The sequence below is a fragment of the Stenotrophomonas sp. 2201_Sma genome (assembly GCF_056486685.1).
Genome location: NZ_CM151329.1, coordinates 3,251,555 through 3,266,538 on the forward strand (window position 1 = coordinate 3,251,555; position 14,984 = coordinate 3,266,538).

At 68.7% G+C, this 14,984-nt stretch carries 20 protein-coding genes; 9 read left to right on the forward strand and 11 right to left on the reverse strand.

From position 1 onward, the window contains the following. Window positions 1-18 precede the first annotated feature (18 nt). Complete coding sequence (rnfB, locus tag ACZLIF_RS15135) at window positions 19-432, forward strand: Rnf electron transport complex subunit RnfB (protein ID WP_080375344.1); 414 nt, start codon at window positions 19-21, stop codon at window positions 430-432. 49 nt (window positions 433-481) lie between these two features. Here the strand turns inward: rnfB and ACZLIF_RS15140 are convergent, their stop codons facing one another. After that, complete coding sequence (locus tag ACZLIF_RS15140) at window positions 482-829, reverse strand: RidA family protein (protein ID WP_049426796.1); 348 nt, start codon at window positions 827-829, stop codon at window positions 482-484. A gap of 158 nt (window positions 830-987) precedes the next feature. Between ACZLIF_RS15140 and mprF the strand changes: the two genes are divergently transcribed. After that, window positions 988-3,552, forward strand: coding sequence for a bifunctional lysylphosphatidylglycerol flippase/synthetase MprF (gene mprF, locus ACZLIF_RS15145; RefSeq protein ID WP_128990315.1), 2,565 nt, complete (start codon window positions 988-990; stop codon window positions 3,550-3,552). 52 nt (window positions 3,553-3,604) lie between these two features. On the opposite strand, the gene ACZLIF_RS15150 is transcribed toward mprF, so the two are convergent. From ACZLIF_RS15150 to ACZLIF_RS15165, 4 genes are all read right to left on the reverse strand, one after another. Next, window positions 3,605-4,948, reverse strand: coding sequence for a virulence factor family protein (locus ACZLIF_RS15150; RefSeq protein ID WP_241686016.1), 1,344 nt, complete (start codon window positions 4,946-4,948; stop codon window positions 3,605-3,607). A 93-nt stretch (window positions 4,949-5,041) separates the two neighbouring features. Continuing rightward, window positions 5,042-5,659 carry a DUF998 domain-containing protein gene (locus tag ACZLIF_RS15155; RefSeq protein WP_053519940.1) on the reverse strand — a complete coding sequence of 206 codons (618 nt, stop codon included), beginning with the start codon at window positions 5,657-5,659 and terminating at the stop codon, window positions 5,042-5,044. After that, complete coding sequence (locus ACZLIF_RS15160) at window positions 5,656-5,829, reverse strand: oxidoreductase-like domain-containing protein (protein ID WP_065174857.1); 174 nt, start codon at window positions 5,827-5,829, stop codon at window positions 5,656-5,658. The genes ACZLIF_RS15155 and ACZLIF_RS15160 overlap by 4 nt, the downstream gene beginning before the upstream one ends. Window positions 5,830-5,879: 50 nt before the next feature. Then, a complete protein-coding gene (locus ACZLIF_RS15165) occupies window positions 5,880-6,482 on the reverse strand; it encodes an HD domain-containing protein (protein WP_053519939.1) in 603 nt (200 codons plus the stop codon). 229 nt (window positions 6,483-6,711) lie between these two features. Here ACZLIF_RS15165 and ACZLIF_RS15170 point away from each other — a divergent pair, with 229 nt between their 5' ends. Then, entirely contained in the window at window positions 6,712-7,860 is a 1,149-nt protein-coding gene (locus tag ACZLIF_RS15170; protein ID WP_065181978.1) for a tetratricopeptide repeat protein, read from the forward strand. A gap of 7 nt (window positions 7,861-7,867) precedes the next feature. Here ACZLIF_RS15170 and ACZLIF_RS15175 read toward each other — a convergent pair whose 3' ends face one another. Next, window positions 7,868-8,203 carry a zinc ribbon domain-containing protein YjdM gene (locus ACZLIF_RS15175; protein ID WP_053519938.1) on the reverse strand — a complete coding sequence of 112 codons (336 nt, stop codon included), beginning with the start codon at window positions 8,201-8,203 and terminating at the stop codon, window positions 7,868-7,870. Between the two features lie 167 nt (window positions 8,204-8,370). On the opposite strand from ACZLIF_RS15175, the gene ACZLIF_RS15180 reads away from it, so the two are divergent. The 3 genes from ACZLIF_RS15180 (at window position 8,371) to ACZLIF_RS15190 (ending at window position 10,449) form a co-directional block, all read left to right on the forward strand. Next, entirely contained in the window at window positions 8,371-9,732 is a 1,362-nt protein-coding gene (locus ACZLIF_RS15180; RefSeq protein ID WP_128990317.1) for an Hsp70 family protein, read from the forward strand. A gap of 265 nt (window positions 9,733-9,997) precedes the next feature. Continuing rightward, window positions 9,998-10,255 (forward strand): YkgJ family cysteine cluster protein, encoded by a 258-nt coding sequence (locus ACZLIF_RS15185; RefSeq protein ID WP_053519949.1) that lies wholly within the window; start codon window positions 9,998-10,000, stop codon window positions 10,253-10,255. Between the two features lie 11 nt (window positions 10,256-10,266). Next, entirely contained in the window at window positions 10,267-10,449 is a 183-nt protein-coding gene (locus ACZLIF_RS15190) for a hypothetical protein (RefSeq protein WP_053519936.1), read from the forward strand. A 48-nt stretch (window positions 10,450-10,497) separates the two neighbouring features. Here ACZLIF_RS15190 and ACZLIF_RS15195 read toward each other — a convergent pair whose 3' ends face one another. From ACZLIF_RS15195 to ACZLIF_RS15205, 3 genes are read right to left on the reverse strand one after another with little or no spacing between them, the layout of a single operon-like run. After that, window positions 10,498-11,379: a DUF4097 family beta strand repeat-containing protein gene (locus ACZLIF_RS15195; RefSeq protein WP_128990319.1), complete on the reverse strand. Its 882-nt coding sequence runs from the start codon at window positions 11,377-11,379 to the stop codon at window positions 10,498-10,500. A gap of 8 nt (window positions 11,380-11,387) precedes the next feature. Continuing rightward, on the reverse strand, window positions 11,388-11,927 hold the full coding sequence (locus ACZLIF_RS15200; RefSeq protein WP_478462646.1) for a hypothetical protein: 540 nt from the start codon (window positions 11,925-11,927) through the stop codon (window positions 11,388-11,390). Window positions 11,928-11,929: 2 nt separating this feature from the next. Beyond that, a complete protein-coding gene (locus ACZLIF_RS15205) occupies window positions 11,930-12,508 on the reverse strand; it encodes an RNA polymerase sigma factor (RefSeq protein WP_065174854.1) in 579 nt (192 codons plus the stop codon). Window positions 12,509-12,632: 124 nt separating this feature from the next. Between ACZLIF_RS15205 and ACZLIF_RS15210 the strand changes: the two genes are divergently transcribed. Then, window positions 12,633-12,812, forward strand: a complete 180-nt coding sequence (locus tag ACZLIF_RS15210; RefSeq protein WP_053519558.1) for a hypothetical protein — start codon at window positions 12,633-12,635, stop codon at window positions 12,810-12,812. A 35-nt stretch (window positions 12,813-12,847) separates the two neighbouring features. Then, window positions 12,848-13,441 carry a mechanosensitive ion channel family protein gene (locus tag ACZLIF_RS15215; RefSeq protein WP_080375333.1) on the forward strand — a complete coding sequence of 198 codons (594 nt, stop codon included), beginning with the start codon at window positions 12,848-12,850 and terminating at the stop codon, window positions 13,439-13,441. A gap of 10 nt (window positions 13,442-13,451) precedes the next feature. Here the strand turns inward: ACZLIF_RS15215 and ACZLIF_RS15220 are convergent, their stop codons facing one another. Together ACZLIF_RS15220 and ACZLIF_RS15225 are read right to left on the reverse strand one after the other, a co-directional pair. Then, the gene (locus tag ACZLIF_RS15220) at window positions 13,452-13,718 is read right to left on the reverse strand and encodes a DksA/TraR family C4-type zinc finger protein (RefSeq protein ID WP_053519557.1); all 267 of its coding nucleotides are present in this window, start codon (window positions 13,716-13,718) and stop codon (window positions 13,452-13,454) included. 125 nt (window positions 13,719-13,843) lie between these two features. Continuing rightward, the gene (locus ACZLIF_RS15225) at window positions 13,844-14,401 is read right to left on the reverse strand and encodes a DUF2058 domain-containing protein (protein ID WP_053519556.1); all 558 of its coding nucleotides are present in this window, start codon (window positions 14,399-14,401) and stop codon (window positions 13,844-13,846) included. Window positions 14,402-14,464: 63 nt separating this feature from the next. On the opposite strand from ACZLIF_RS15225, the gene ACZLIF_RS15230 reads away from it, so the two are divergent. Further along, on the forward strand, window positions 14,465-14,965 hold the full coding sequence (locus ACZLIF_RS15230) for a M48 metallopeptidase family protein (protein ID WP_128990321.1): 501 nt from the start codon (window positions 14,465-14,467) through the stop codon (window positions 14,963-14,965). Window positions 14,966-14,984 lie beyond the last annotated feature (19 nt).

Here is a 14,984-nt window from a genome sequence, read left to right on the forward strand (position 1 = left end):
GCGCAGCCTTCGCCACGCATGAGCCTGATTCCGCCGCTGACCGAACGCCTGGACCGACTGTTGCCGCAGACGCAATGCGGACAATGCGGCTATGACGGTTGCCGCCCCTATGCGCAGGCGATGGCGCGCGGCGAGGCGGGCGTGGACCGCTGCCCGCCGGGCGGCGATGCGGGCGCGCGTGCACTGGCCCAGGTACTGGGTGTGCCGGCACTGCCGTTTGATCGTACGCGCGGCGAACACAAGGCGCCGCAGGTTGCGGTGATCGTCGAGGCCGACTGCATCGGCTGCACCAAGTGCATCCAGGCCTGCCCGGTGGACGCGATCGTCGGCGGCGCGAAGTACATGCATACCGTGATCGCCGACCTGTGCACGGGCTGCGAGTTGTGCATTCCACCGTGTCCGGTGGACTGCATCGTGCTGCGGGAACGGTAGCGGTGCCAGCTCCCTTCCGGCAGGAAAGGGAGCTGACACCCTCCCGCCGTTACGGCACGGCCGCCGTCACCACGATCTCGACCTTCCACTCGGCGTGTGCCAGCTTGGCTTCGACCGTGGCACGGGCCGGGGTCGCACCCTCGACCACCCATTCGTCCCACGCCTTGTTCATGCCGTCGAAGTCGGCCATGTCGGCCAGGAACACTTCCGCGCGCAGCACATGCTGGCGATCACTGGCCACCAGTGCCAGCAGCTTGTCGATCTCGGCCAGCACCTGCCGGGTCTGCCCGGTGATGTCCTGGCTGGTGTCCTCCGGAATCTGGCCGGAGAGGTAGGCAACCTTGTTGTACACGGTCATTTCGGACATGCGCGGTCCGACGTCGTAACGCTCCATCATGGGCGTGGCTCCTGCGGGTGATCAGGCCTGCATTGTCCTCCAAACCGGCGGCGGGTGGGTGTCCTGCACCACCGCTGTTCAAATGCCTTCGAGAGGCGCACGATGCGCCACGCCCGCGTTGACACCGCCCTCGCCCTCCCTGCCGCACCCTTGCGCCGATGACCGCCCCTTCCGATCCCGCAACCGCTCCGTCCATCCCGGTCTGGAAGCGGTTGCTTACCATCTTCGTTCCCCTGCTGATCCTGGCCGTGGCCCTGCATGGCCTGGCCGGCGAGTTCGACGAACATGGCTACCGCGCCATCCGCCAGGCGTTCCATGCACTCAGCGCAACGCAGATCGCACTGACCGTGACGCTGGGCCTGGCCAGCTACGCGTGCCTGATCGGCTTCGATGCCATCGGCCTGCGACGCAGCGGCATCCGCGTGCATCCCGCGCGCATCGGCATCACCGCGTTTCTCGCCCACACCCTGGGCCAGACCGTCGGCTTTGCGGCCTTGACCGGCGGCGCGGTGCGCCTGCGGGGCTATCGCGGTGCCGGGCTGGATCTGGCCCAGATCGGCCAGGTCGTGCTGATGAGCACGCTCGGTTTCATGTTCGGTGCATGGCTGTTGATCGGCCTGGCGTTATGCCTGGAACCCTCAGCGGCGGCGCTGGCGCTGCCGTTGGATTCCGGCGCCGTGCGCGCGGTCGGCATTGCCGCCCTGCTCGCCTATCTGGCCACGGTGCTGCTGGTCGGCCGCAGCGGACGCCAGTTCCGTGTGTTCGGCCACGCCCTGTGGCTGCCCGACCGGCTGACCATGCTCGGCGTCACCGCGCTCAGCGTGATCGAACTGGTGCTGGCCAGCGCAGCGTTCTACGTGCTGCTTCCGGACTCCACGCCCACCGGGCTTCCCGGCTTCGTCGGCCTGTACCTGGTGGCGGTGCTGGCAGGCCTGGTCTCGACCGTTCCGGCCGGCCTGGGCGTGTTCGAGTGGAGCCTGCTCAAGCTGCTGCCGCAGGTGGCACCGGCGGCGGTGCTGGCGGCCGCGCTGATCTACCGCGTCACCTACTACGTCCTGCCGCTGCTGCTGGCCACCGTGCTCGCGCTTGCGCCTGCACTGCGGCGACCGCTGCGGGCCAGCGCCGGCGCCACCCGCGCCGGCTGGAACGCGCTGCGCCCCTGGCTGCCGCAGATCATCGCGCTGGCGGCTTTCAGCATCGGCGCCGCCCTGGTCATCGATGGCACCTTGCCGACCCCGCGTCGCCACCTGCTCAATGCATCGCTGCCGATCCTGGAAACATCGCACCTGATCGGCAGTCTTGGCGGTGTCGCCCTGCTGCTGATCGGCCAGGGCCTGGCCCGGCGCAGCCACGCCGCGTGGATGCTGGCGATGGCGGTCTGCGTGATCACGCCGCTGCCGCTGTGGCTGCGCGGCGGCCAACCGTTGATCGCGGTATCGGCCGTACTGGTCGCGATGGCACTGTGGGCCGCACGCCGTGAGTTCTACCGCCAAGGTGCGCTGCTGGATGAGGCGTGGTCGTGGCCATGGTTGCGCAACCTGGGGCTGGTCCTGGTCGCGGTCACCTGGCTGCTGTTCTTCACGTACAGCCATGTCGAGTACCAGAACGAACTCTGGTGGCAGTTCGCACTGTCCGGCAACGCACCGCGTGCGCTGCGTGCGCTGCTGGTGGTAGCCATCGCCCTGGTGATGTTCGGCCTCGCCCGCCTGCTGCACAGCACGCGCAGCCCGCTGCCGGCCGCTGACGAAGCCACGCTGCAGGCGTTGGCACCGGTGCTGGCCAGCGCCACCGACACCCAGGCCTGCCTGGTGCTGACCGCCGACAAGGCAGTGCTGCGCGACGATGCCCGGCAGGGCTTCGTGATGATGCAGCGCTACGGCGGCTCGTTGATCGCGATGGGTGATCCGGTCGGCCCGCCGGAGGTCGCACGTGCGTTGATCTGGCGTTTCCGTGAGGAAGCCGACCGCCTCGGCCTGCGCCCGGTGTTCTACCAGGTGGGCGAAGCCTACTGGCAGACCTATCTGGATCTCGGCCTGGGCCTGGTCAAGCTGGGCGAGGAAGCGATCGTGCCGCTGCACGACTTCGGTCTGGAAGGCCGCGAACGCGCCGACCTGCGCCAGGCATGGAACCGGGGCAAGCGCAGTGGCCTGTCGTTCCGGGTGGCGCCGGTGGAAGAGGTCCCCAGCCTGCTGCCGCGCCTGCATGCGATCTCCAATGCCTGGCTGGAAGACAAGTCCGGTGACGAGAAAGGATTCTCGCTGGGCAGCTTCGATCCCGATTACCTGGTGCGGTTCCCGGTCGCGCTGGTCGAGGCCGAAGGTCGGATCGTCGCCTTCGCCAACCTGTGGCAGGCGCCAGCCGGTGCCGAGCTGTCGGTGGACCTGATGCGGCACGTCAGCGACGCGCCGAAAGGCACGATGGATTTCCTGTTCATCGAACTGTTCCTGTGGGGCCGGGCCCAGGGCCATGCGCGTTTCTCGCTGGGCATGGCGCCCCTGTCCGGGCTGGCCCAGCATCGCCTGGCGGGCCGCTGGAATCGTCTTGCCGGCCTGCTGGCACGGCATGGTGAGCGCTTCTATGGCTTCAGTGGCCTGCGCCGCTTCAAGTCGAAGTTCGATCCGCAGTGGCGCCCGCGCTACCTGGCGGCGCCCGGTGGCATGCACCTGCCGGCAGCCCTGCTGGACGCCACCCGCCTGATTTCGCTGGATCCACGCCGCGGCTGAGCCACCCGACCGCCGGGCATGGCCCGGCGCTGCTCCTGCAGGCGTGTGCTGATTACGCGCCGCGCTTGAGGATGACCTCGGCCAGACGATCGTAGTCGCCACCGAAATGGTGGTCGCCAGGCAACCGGATCCTGCGCACGCCCTCGTTCGCAGGCAGGTCCGGACACAGCGCGTCCTCATCCTTGTCGCCATAGACGCACAGGGTCTTGGCCGCCGGCAGCCTGGCCACTTCCGGCGCGATCGGCAGGCCATCGCCGCCACCGCCCAGCCAGTTGCTGACATGGAACTCGAAATCGGCCTTCCGCCCCACGGAGAGCAGCACGATGCGCTCGAGTGCTTCGCGGCTGCCGGCATCGAGCCGGTTGATGGTGGCCGGCAGCACGTCGGCGCCCTGCGAGAAGCCGATCAGCATCACCTTGTCGCGCCGCCATTGCTGGCGGTAGTGGTCGATGATCTTCTGCAGGTCAGCGGCAAACCCCTCCGGCGTGCGTTCGCTCCAGAAATAACGCAGCGAATCGATGCCCACCACGGCCACGCCGTGTTCGGCCAGCGACGAGGCCACGTCCTTGTCCAGTCCCGCCCAGCCGCCATCACCGGAGACGAAGATCGCCAGCGTATCGCCGTCACCGTGCGCGGGGACTTCCACCACGGGCAGGCCCTTCAACGCCGCCGGCGGCGGTGCCAGGCTGATGCCGGCCTGCGCACCGATCACCCGCGCGGCAGCCACCAGTCCCGGCGTGGCATCGCCGCGGGCGCTGCGCTTGAATCCGCGCGCCATCGCGACCTGCTGCACGAACGGACCCGCTCCCTGGCCCCTGCAGCCCATATCGCCGATGGCATTCAACCAGGGAAAGTTCAGTTCGGCCGGTTGCAGCCGCCCCTCCTTGACGCCGTCTCCGCAGACCATGCGTTCGTGGGCATGGTCGGGACAGAAGCCGGAGGTCAGCAGGCCGGCGAACACCTGGGTGTCGGCCTGTGCGGCCAGGCTGTAAGCCAGCTCGGCACCCTCACCATCGCCGCCGACCAGCGGCAGGTGATATCCCGGCAGGTGCAGGAACGCCTGCACCCAGCGCGAGAAATTCTCGACGTCGCCAGCACCGAACGAACAGGTGCTGTCGCCTTCGCGTTCAAGCACGCCCCGCAGGTGCGCCACATCCACCGCCGCCACCAGCGCACCGTCGGCACGCAGTGCTTCGATCGGCGCCAGGCTGGCAGCGCCATAGGGACCTTCGTGGAACCAGATCACCACCCGCTGCGGCACTCCCGCCGGCAGATGCACCGGCACCTGCTCGAATCGGCCATGGCTGACCTGCTGCACGGATGCCGCGGCCACCGCCGGCAACGCCGCCAGTGCCATCACCAGTCCCATCGCCCTGCCCAACCCTGCACGCGTCATGTCGCAACCCCAGTGGAATGCGCACACGATACGCCGCCACCGCGTGCACGACACGTACCGGTCACGGCCGTTCGCCGGGCCCGCGGCCAGGGTTCAGGCGCGTGTGCGCGCCAGACCGCGCCGGTACAGGGTGACGGCCAGCCAGAGCAGCCAGCCGACGATCACGGCGATCACCAGCTTCTGCCCCAGCCCGCGCGGCGGCCCGTCACGCCAGAGCACATGCAGCCACAGCAACGCGAAGGCCAGCCAGGCCCAGCCCCACAGCAGGGCAGCACTGCGCTGCCAGCCCGGCTCGCGACGCAGGTACCACGCCTGCAGCAGCATGCCGACGCTGGCACACAGGAAGGCCGTGTTGGCAGCCACGCCATGCACCAGCGGCGCCAGCAGCGGCGTCGCCTGCGGCAGCCAGCTGTCGCCGATGGCGACCGTCGCCAGGCCCAGGGCGGACACGGTGAACAGCAGCGGCGCGGCCGCGCTGCGGCGGGGCCCCACGCTGTGACGATAGAGCGCGATGCCGAGCGCGGCGATCGCCACCGCCAGCAGGCAGTAGGCGGCGCGCAGCGCCAGACCCCAGGGACCGTGCAGGTACAGGCTCAGGGTCGCGCGCATCCAATCCAGATCAGCGCGCGCGAACTGCGTCCACAGGGCCGTCGCCACGAACAACAGGAGCGCCACCAGAGCCAGCAGCGCAGCCGGACGCGCTCCGGTCATGGCGTGGCCTCCGGGTGGCGAGCCTTCCATTCGGCCAACGCCTTGCGGTAACGCTGCAGCTCTTCGGCATACAGATCGAGTACGCACAGCGGGCAGCCGCTGCCGCAGCACTCGTTGGGACCAGGTTCTTCCGGTGCGGTCGGCCGGGGATCAGGATCGGGAACGGACACGGTGGGCGGCGCTACCTTGCAGATGCAGGCCGCCAGTGTAACTGCCCCGCTCAGGTGTCCAGCCGGCGGCGCAGGTTCGCGCGTGCCGCGGCATCCAGGCGCTGGTGGAAGAAGTCGCTGAGGAAGATCCGCGGTGCGCGCAGCAGCCCCTGCAGGAAGCGGCGGCGGCCGGCGCGGTACAGGAAACCGGGGACCACCCCCTGGTACTCCTCGGCCACACCACGATCGTAGGCATCGAACACCGGTGCAGGCGCACCCAGGATCGCCATGTCGCAATCCAGGAACAGCGCCGCTTCGGCGTCGACATCCGCAGGACCGAGTTCGCCATGACGGGCAGTCAGCAGGATCAGCTGCTCGACGCGGGCGGCGTCGATGCCCGCCAGCGCAGGCTCCTGCGCGATGGCCTGCACGGCCAGTGCCGCCGAGCGTGCCTCGTTGTCCTTGCGTCCCGCCTCGTAGACCGCATCGTGGTAAAGCGCGGCCAGAAAGACCTCGGCGGGCTGCCGCCAACCCGGTCCATCGGCAACGTCCTGGCAGTGCTGCAGCACCGCGCGCACGTGGCCGAAGTGATGGTACGCGCGTGGCGGCGTGGCATATCGGTCCTGCAACGCCTGCCACTGCGCCGGATCGAGCGGGATCGGGGCGAAATCCATGCCGGCATGATCCTGCCAGACGCCCCGGCCAGCAAGCTGGACAATAATTCACCACGCACTCACAGCCGCCGTCCGGCAAGGGCGGAGCACAGTTGTCCACAGCTTTGCCGAGCGCTGGTCCACATCGCCTGTGGATGACCGCGCCGCCGACCGACGGTCGATGCACGGGCGCACGGGCAGGACTACACTCGGCGGCAGGCGGATGCGCCCGCCGCTGCCGGGAATTGCCATGCAACGTCCTGCCACCCGATTCCTGCTGCTCGCCCTGCTCGCGCTGGCGGCGCCGGCCGCTGTCGCCCTGGACGGTCCTGCCGCCGCACCGGCCGCTCAGTACCGCCCCGCCCCAGCGAGCGTGCCGACCGCAGACGAAGTGCTGGCGATTCCGCCGGCGCTGCGCGCGATGCTGACCCGACAGGTGATCGCGCGCAGCCACTCGCGCGACCAGCGCCTGCAGGCCCTGGTGGAGATGATCTTTGATCGGCAAGGACTGGATCTGCAGTACGACGCCGACGCGACCTATACCGTCGGCGAAGTCTGGCAGTACCGCCGCGCCAACTGCCTGGCATTCACGCTGCTGTTCGTGTCGCTGGCACGCGAGGCCGGCATCCAGGCCCGGGTGCAGGAAGTCGGCAGCGTGGTGTCCTGGTATCAGGAGCAGGACCAGGGCGTGGTCTACAGCGTCGGCCACGTCAATGCCGGGGTCGACGTCGGCGGCCGCTTCGGCACGGTCGATCTGGACCGCAACGTGCTGTACGACCGCCACGGCCCGCAGCCGATCGACCGTGCCCGTGCGTTGGCGCACTTCTACAACAACCGTGGCGCCGAACGCATGGCCAGCGACGATCTGGATGGTGCCCGGGTGTTCTTCGATGCAGCGGTCGCGCAGGACGCGCGATTCGCACCGGCCTGGAACAACCTGGGCGTGCTGGACAACCGGAAGGGAGACACCGCCGGCGCACGTCGTGCGCTGGAAATGGCATTGCGCCTGGACGGCCGTCAGGATGCGGCACTGAACAACGCCAGTGCGCTTTACCGGCGGTTGGGCCTGGTGGCAGCAGCGCAGCAGCTGGAGCGCCGCCTGCGCGCCGTGCAGCGCGAGGATCCGTTTGCCCAGTACATGCTCGGGGCCCGCGCCGAACGCGCGGGCGACCTGGCCGAGGCCATCCGCTGCTACCGCCGGGCGGTGCGTTTGTACGATGCCGCACACCAGTTCCATTTCGGCCTGGCGAGGGTGTACTTCCTCGCCGGCCAGCTGGCCCGCGCCGACAAGGAACTGACACGGGCCCAGGAACTCGGCGGGGCGCCGCAGCAGGCCCGCTACCAGGCCAAGCTGGACAGCCTGGCCCGCTGGCGGGCGCAGCAGCAGGCCAGGCGCTGAGGGCCCGTCAGGCCTTCTTGAGGAAGCAGGTTTTCAGCACCAGCCCCTTGATCTTGTCCGAGTTGCCTTCGATGTGCTCCGCATCGTCCTCGACCAGCCGGATGTTGCGGATCACCGTGCCCTGCTTGAGCGGAATCGAGGAGCCCTTGACCTTCAGGTCCTTGATCACGGTCACGGTGTCGCCGGCCTGCAGGGTGTTGCCGTTGCTGTCACGCACGACCAGCGCCTGCCCCGCGCCCTCCTCGGCGGTCCATTCGAAGCCGCAATCGGCGCAGATCCACAGCGCGCCATCGGCATAGGTGTTCTCCAGGGTGCACTGCGGACAGGCGGGAACGGACGACATTGCAAGTACCTCAAAATGAATCAACGGCCGCCATTGTAACCGCCCGCTCTTTTCACCCGTTCTCCCGCGGCCGCTCCCCCTGCCCGCCCGAGATGGCCGGCAGGCGCTTGCAGCGGACCGCAAACTGCAGCAGAGTGCGCGGCCCTTGTCCGTCCCTGGAATTCCGCATGCGCCTCGGCATCGACTTCGGTACCAGCAATTCTGCCGCCGCCATCGTGCACGAGGGCCGCCTGTTGCCGATCCGCTTCGGCGATGCCGAACAGTTCCGCACCAGCGTCTATTTCCCAGGCGTGGTACCCGATCCGGACGACTTCCAGCCCGATGCCAGCCAACAGCATGCGCTGGAGCAGATGATCGACAGCGCGGCGCGTGCCGCCCGCGCTGCCGGCCAGGAGCGCCCGCCGCAGGCACTGCGCCGCGAAGCATTGCGCGCACTGCGCCGCGAATGGATGGAAGCCCGTGCCCGCGAAGCGCGCAGCGCCAGCGACCTGCTGCAGAACGCGATCTACGGCGATGACGCGCTGGAAGCCTATTTCGAGGAGCATGAAGGCAACCTCGTGCAGAGCCCCAAGTCGATGCTCGGCTACAACCTGCACCCGCGCGCGAAGCAGACCATCACCGGCATTGCCGCGCATATCCTTGAGCACATCCGCCTGACCGCCAGCGCGCAGCTCGGCCAGCCGCTGCGCACCGCCCTGCTCGGCCGCCCCGTGCAGTTCCGCAGCTCGATCGGCGAGGCCGGCAACGCGCAGGCGCTGGACATCCTGCGCGAGGCGGCGGCGCAGGCCGGCTTCGACCGCATCGATTTCCTGGAAGAACCTGCCGCAGCGGCGATGCACTATCACGCCGGAAGCGCGACACGGCACCGGGCCGTGATCGTCGACATCGGCGGTGGCACGACCGACATCGCCCATGCCGAAGTGGGGGGACCAGTGCCCCCGCATATCCACCGTGCCTGGGGCATCGCCCGTGGCGGCACCGACATCGACCTGGCCCTGAGCCTGTCCAGCTACATGCCGCTGTTCGGTCGTGGCATCACCCGCGTGCCCGCCCACCACTACGTGGAAGCCGCCACCGTGCAGGACATGACCCGCCAGCGCGACTTCCGCCAGCACAACTACGATGCGGTCGACGCACCCTGGGGCCCGCGCCTGCAGGCACTGCAGGACACCGGCAACACCGCGCGCCTGTACCGTGATGTCGAGCGCGCCAAGATCGCCCTGAGCAGTTCTGCCACGCACCGCAGCACGCTGGACTACATCGGCCGCGACCTGCACGCCGACAGCAGTGCCGAGGGCCTGGCCAGTGCGGCCCATGGCTACCTGGAACAGATCCGCACGCTGCTCGCCCAGGTGCGCAGCGACATCGGCGGCGACCCGGACGCGGTGTTCCTGACCGGTGGCATGTCCCGTGCGGGCTACCTGCGCCAGGCCGTGGCGGAGGCGTTTCCGGGTGCCCGGATGGTCCACGGGGAGCCTTCACTCGGGGTGGTACAAGGCCTGGCGCTGGCCGCAGCCAGCCGGGATTAACAAAACGTTACGCAGGGTTTGCTACCCTCGGTAGGCTTGATCCACAGCTGTACCTTCCATCGGCCCTGCCGGTGTGTGTTCCGGGTGCAGCGCGGCCCGCCACGCGGGTCTTGCGGCCGTGCCTTCCTGGCTCGTTCATGGCCGCGCATCACCCGAGCCGCCATCGAGACCCGCTTTGGGCACCCGCCAGGCCCCTGTGGCCTTACAACCTGACGCCGCACCTGCACCCATCGACTGCCGCCGTTGTGACGCGGTCTGTTGCCGGCTGCCGGTACTGCTGCAGCCCGGCGACCACGTGCCCGGCCAGTTCCTCGCGCGCGACGCCCACGGCCGGGCCGTGATGGCGCGCAACGAGGAAGGCTGGTGCGCGGCGATCGATCCCTATCACCTGCGCTGCACGATCTATTCGCAGCGCCCGGCGATCTGCCGCCAGTTTTCGATGGGCGGCGATGACTGCCGCCGCGAGCGGCAGGATTACCTGCGCCAGGCCGATGCCTGTGCGCTTTCCTCCCCTTCCACCTGACAGGAGCAACCATGCCCCGCAAGGCAAAGACCCCCGCGAAGGCTAACAACAGCATCCGTAGCGAACGCAAGGGTGCAGCCGCCAGTACTGTGGTCAGCAGCGACTCGATCGCGTCTGACCTGGCCGCGTTCCGCAAGGCCGGTGGCAAGATCGAAGTGCTGGGTACGACCTGGGCGCTGAAGAAAGCCAGCTGACCCTCCCTGACCGCGGCGGCGCTGCCGCCGCGGCCTGCCGGTCGATGCTCAGCGGTCCAGTCGGACCCGCACGCTGCCCGAATGCGACTGGATGCGGATATCGCCGTCACCGCCCCCCAGCCGCGTGTCGAGATTGCTGCCCGGCCCATAACGCGGCCGCTCCACCGTGCCGGCATCACTGTTGATCGAGCCGCTGAAGCTGTTCACCGACAGCTGCGCCGATATGGTCCGCGGCAACCGCAGATTGACCGATGCGCTCACCGATTCGACGTTGATGCGCCCCCCTGGCGCCAGACCGGCAGCGGCCAGTTCGATGCTGCCTGACACCGTCTCCACCGCCAAGCGCTGGATGCGCCCCGCATCGACATCCACGCGTCCGGACACGGTCTGCGCACCGATGTCGCCGGACACGCCTCCCCCCGCGTCAATGCGGCCGCTGACGGTGTTCACGTCCAGCCGCGGCGTCTGCAGGCGGGCAGTGACGCTGCCGCTGACCGTGTTGAGCTTGGTGTCGCCGCTGCGGCCTGCCGCGGACAGGCTGCCGCTGACCGTATCGGCCTGCAGCCGACGCACATCGATGCCACTGATGTCCTGGCTCGCACTGACGGTGCTGAGCAGCAGTTCCGCCGAGCGCGGCACGTTCAGCACCAGGGTGGCCCCGCCATTGTTGCTGCGGCGTGGATATTCCACCTCCCACCGCACGCGGTTGGCACTCTTCTCCTGACGCAGTTGCAGGCCTTCGCTGAGGCTGCCGGTGAGCTGGACCTCGTTGCGGTCCCAGCCGCGCACGGTGACCTTGCCGGCCACGTTGCTCAGTTCAATCCGGCCACCGGTGGCGAGTGCATGGCGTTCGTCGACACGCGTGTCGGCCAGTGCCACAGCCGGTACCAGCAGCAGCGCGGCGCAGCAGAAAAGAAGGGGTCGCATCATGGGTCTCCTCAGGTTGTCAGTCCGGCGGCGGCCTGCGCCGCCTGCCGGGTCAGTTCCAGCCGCAGCGCATAGGTGCGCTTGAGCTGTCCAAGCAGGTGCGGCGCACGTGGATCCTGCGCCATCGCCGCGCGGATCTGCTCCGCGCTGCGGTCGAGTTCGTGCAGGGCCGGTTGCCACTCCGCTGCCCCGCCCTGCGGCAGGGAGGCCACCGCCTGCTGGTACTGCTCGGTCATCGCTGCGGCCTGCAGCTGCAGCCCGGAAGGCGCCGGCGTGGCCTGCGGCGGCTGCCACCACGGTGCCACCGCGTAGACCGCCAGGCTGGCGGCCAGCGCCGCGCCCACCGGCAGCCACCAGCGCCGTCGCGGACGCGGCGTCATCGCCACCACCGTGCCTGCTGCCGGGAGCGGTCCGGGGGCGGACCCGCGCGGTGGCAGGCTGGCCGACAGCCGCGCCCAGCCGTCCTCCGGAACGCTGCGCTCGCGGGGCAAGGCGCGCAGGCGCGCGAGCAGGTCGTGGTCGTGGTCGTGGTCGTAGTCGGGGTCGTTCATCGTCATGTCATGTCTCCCAGCCGTGCACGCAGCAAGCCACGCGCACGATGCAACTGTGCCTTGGAACTGCCGACAGCCATCTGCAGCTGCTCGGCGATTTCCTGGTGTTTCCAGCCTTCAATGTCGTGCAGCACCAGCACCGCCCGCGCCCGCGGGGGCAGCGTCGCCAGCGCACGTTCCAGGTCGCGCTCGGTGCCGGCGCAGCGGTCATGCACGGCCAGCTCCGGTACACCACCGTCCACGTCATCCAGGCTGTCGTGATCGTGTCCTCCCGCCCGGCCGCGCAGTTCCATCAGCGCGGCGTTGACCCCGAGACGATGCAGCCAGGTCGACAGGCTGCTTTCGAAGCGGAACCCGGGCAGTGCCTTCCACGCCTGCAGGAACGCTTCCTGCAGCGCATCCTCCGCACGTGCCTGCTGGCCGCCACACAGCCTCCACAGCACGGCGAACACCCGTGGCGCATGGCGTCGATACAGCAGTTCGTAGGCCGCTGTATCGCCACCGGCTGCCGCCCGTACCAGGGCGGGTTCGTCGACGGCGTCGGAGGCAGCAGGCGGTGCGGGCATGGTGGTGTCGAGCATAGTCCTTGGATGCGCCAGTCCCGCAGAAGGTTTAGATCCGATTCCTGCCAGGCACGATGCAACCTTTTCGGCGGCCGCTGCATCCATGGAGGGTCCTTCATGAAATACCGTCCGGGAGCTCGCCATGTCCAGCCCATCGTGTGCCGCCCTGCTGGCCGTCGCTGCCTGCGTCGCGCTGCAGGTGCTTGGCCTGTCGCTGCAGCTCCACCCCGAGCGCGGCCGGGCCTGCCTGCAGCAGCAGCGCCAGGAGCTGGTGTGCCTGGCGTGGAGGCCGATGGTCGAATCGCCGGCACGTGCCGGGTAACATCGGCGACCACCACCGCTACCTGCTGTCGCCCCATGATGTTGTCGCTGAAGGATCACCTGCCGGCCTGGACCCATCCCTGGCTGCACAACATGGGCATCGCCCTGCAGATCGCGCTCGTCCTGCTGGCCGCCTGGCTGCTGCGGCTGCTGGCGCGCCGCCTGATCCGCCGATTCGCCGATCACTACACCCTGCCGCCGGAAATGGTGATGGGCGCGCGCCGCATCACCAGTTTCGTGGTCTATTTCAGTGCACTGCTGTACATCCTGAGCCTGCTGGGGGCCTCACCGGCAGTGCTGTGGACGGCATTCACGGGCTTTGCAGCCGTCGGTGCGGTGGCCTTCTTCGCGGCCTGGAGCGTGCTCTCCAACATCTTCTGCACGCTGCTGATCTTCACTACCCGCCCGTTCCGCCTGCATGATTACATCGAGGTGCTGGAGAACGGCGAGAAGCCCGGACTGAAGGGCCGGGTGATCGATGTGAACCTGATCTACACCACGTTGCAGGAGACCGGCGAAGGCCACGAAGGCACGGTGCTGCAGCTGCCGAACAACCTGTTCTTCCAGCGCACCGTACGCCGCTGGCGCGATCCGGCACAGGCGCCGGGCGGCATCCAGGGCGACGGCTGAGCCGCCCACATCAACGCAGCTGGCTGTCTTTGCTGCCGCGACGGTTGTAGCTGCTGTGCGCCTGCTCTTCCTCATCGTGCGCCTGCTGGCAGGCCACGCACAGCCGCACGCCGGGCACGGCGTTGCGCCGCGCCAACGGAATCGGTGCGTCGCATTCCTCGCAGTGCTCCAGACCCGGGCCCTGGCGCAGCTGGCGCCGCGCGCGGGCAATCGCATCGTCTACCGTCGCGTCGATCTGGTCCTGGACCGCGCCGTCTCCCGCCCAACCGGTAGCCATGTCCGTGCTCCACAGGTGTGTGGCCTGATATGGGGACGATACACCCACGGAAAAGGCCGGGCAGTGCCCCGCCCGGCCCGTGCTTCAGCTACCTGTCTGCCCGTGGGGACGCCTGCGGCAGCGGCTTACCAGACCAGATCGTCAGGAATCTGGAACTGCGCGTAGTAGGCATCATCTTCGGCGTTGCCGGTGGAGATCTCCTCCGTCGAGCCCGGCTGCCCGTGGTCGACCACGATGGCTTCCGGCGCGCGCTCGCGCACCTTTTCCGCCGCAGCACGGGGCAGCAACGCGTAACCCTCGCCCTGGGCGACGATGACCAGCACGCCCACCGACAGCGCCTTGCGCAGCTTGGGGTCGATCAGCAGGGTGCGGATCGTGCTGCCATCGCTGAAGCGATACTCGTCCTCGCCCTTATGCGGCACGGCATGGGCAGCGATGATCTGCTTTGCCTGCGCCTTCTGCTCGGCCAGCCTGGCCTGTGCGTTGCGCTCGGCGGCCAGGGCACGATCACGCTCGATCTTCTCGGCGCGGGCGCGTTCAGCCTCACGCTGGACCTCGGCCGACGTCGATTCAGCCTTGCCCTGGCGCGCCTTGGCCTGTTCGCGTGCGGCGGCGCTGGCCTGCGACTTCTTGGCCAGGCCGGCCTTGAGCAATTGTTCCTGCAGCGCGTTGGGCTTTGCCATGGTCGGTGCGTACCGCGTGTAATCTTGGATGCCCCCATTCTACCGACGCCCCGCCGCCCCTGCATGGCAGTCCTGAAGTACCTCACCGGTTATCCCGAACCCCTGGTCGCCCAGGTCAGCGAACTGCTGGCGCAGGGCCGGCTCGGCCCGTGGCTGCAGCAGCGCTATCCCGAGCCCCATGAGGTGCGCAGCGACCGCCAGCTCTACGACTACACCCAGGAGCTGAAAGACCGCTACCTGCGCAAGTCGGTACCGCTCAACAAGGTCTGCTACGACAACACGCTGGAAGTGATCAAGCATGCATTGGGCACGCATACCGCCATTTCCCGCGTGCATGGCGGCCGCCTCAAGGCCAGCCGTGAGATCCGCATCGCCACGGTGTTCCGGCAGGCGCCGGCCGCCTTCCTGCGCATGATCGTGGTGCACGAGCTGGCGCATCTGAAGGAAGCCGACCACAACAAGGCCTTCTACCAGCTCTGCCAGCACATGGAGCCCGATTACCTGCAGCTGGAATTCGACACCCGCCTGTACCTGACCGAGCTGGCCAACCGCAGCCAGCGCTGACCGCGCGCAGGGGCTACAC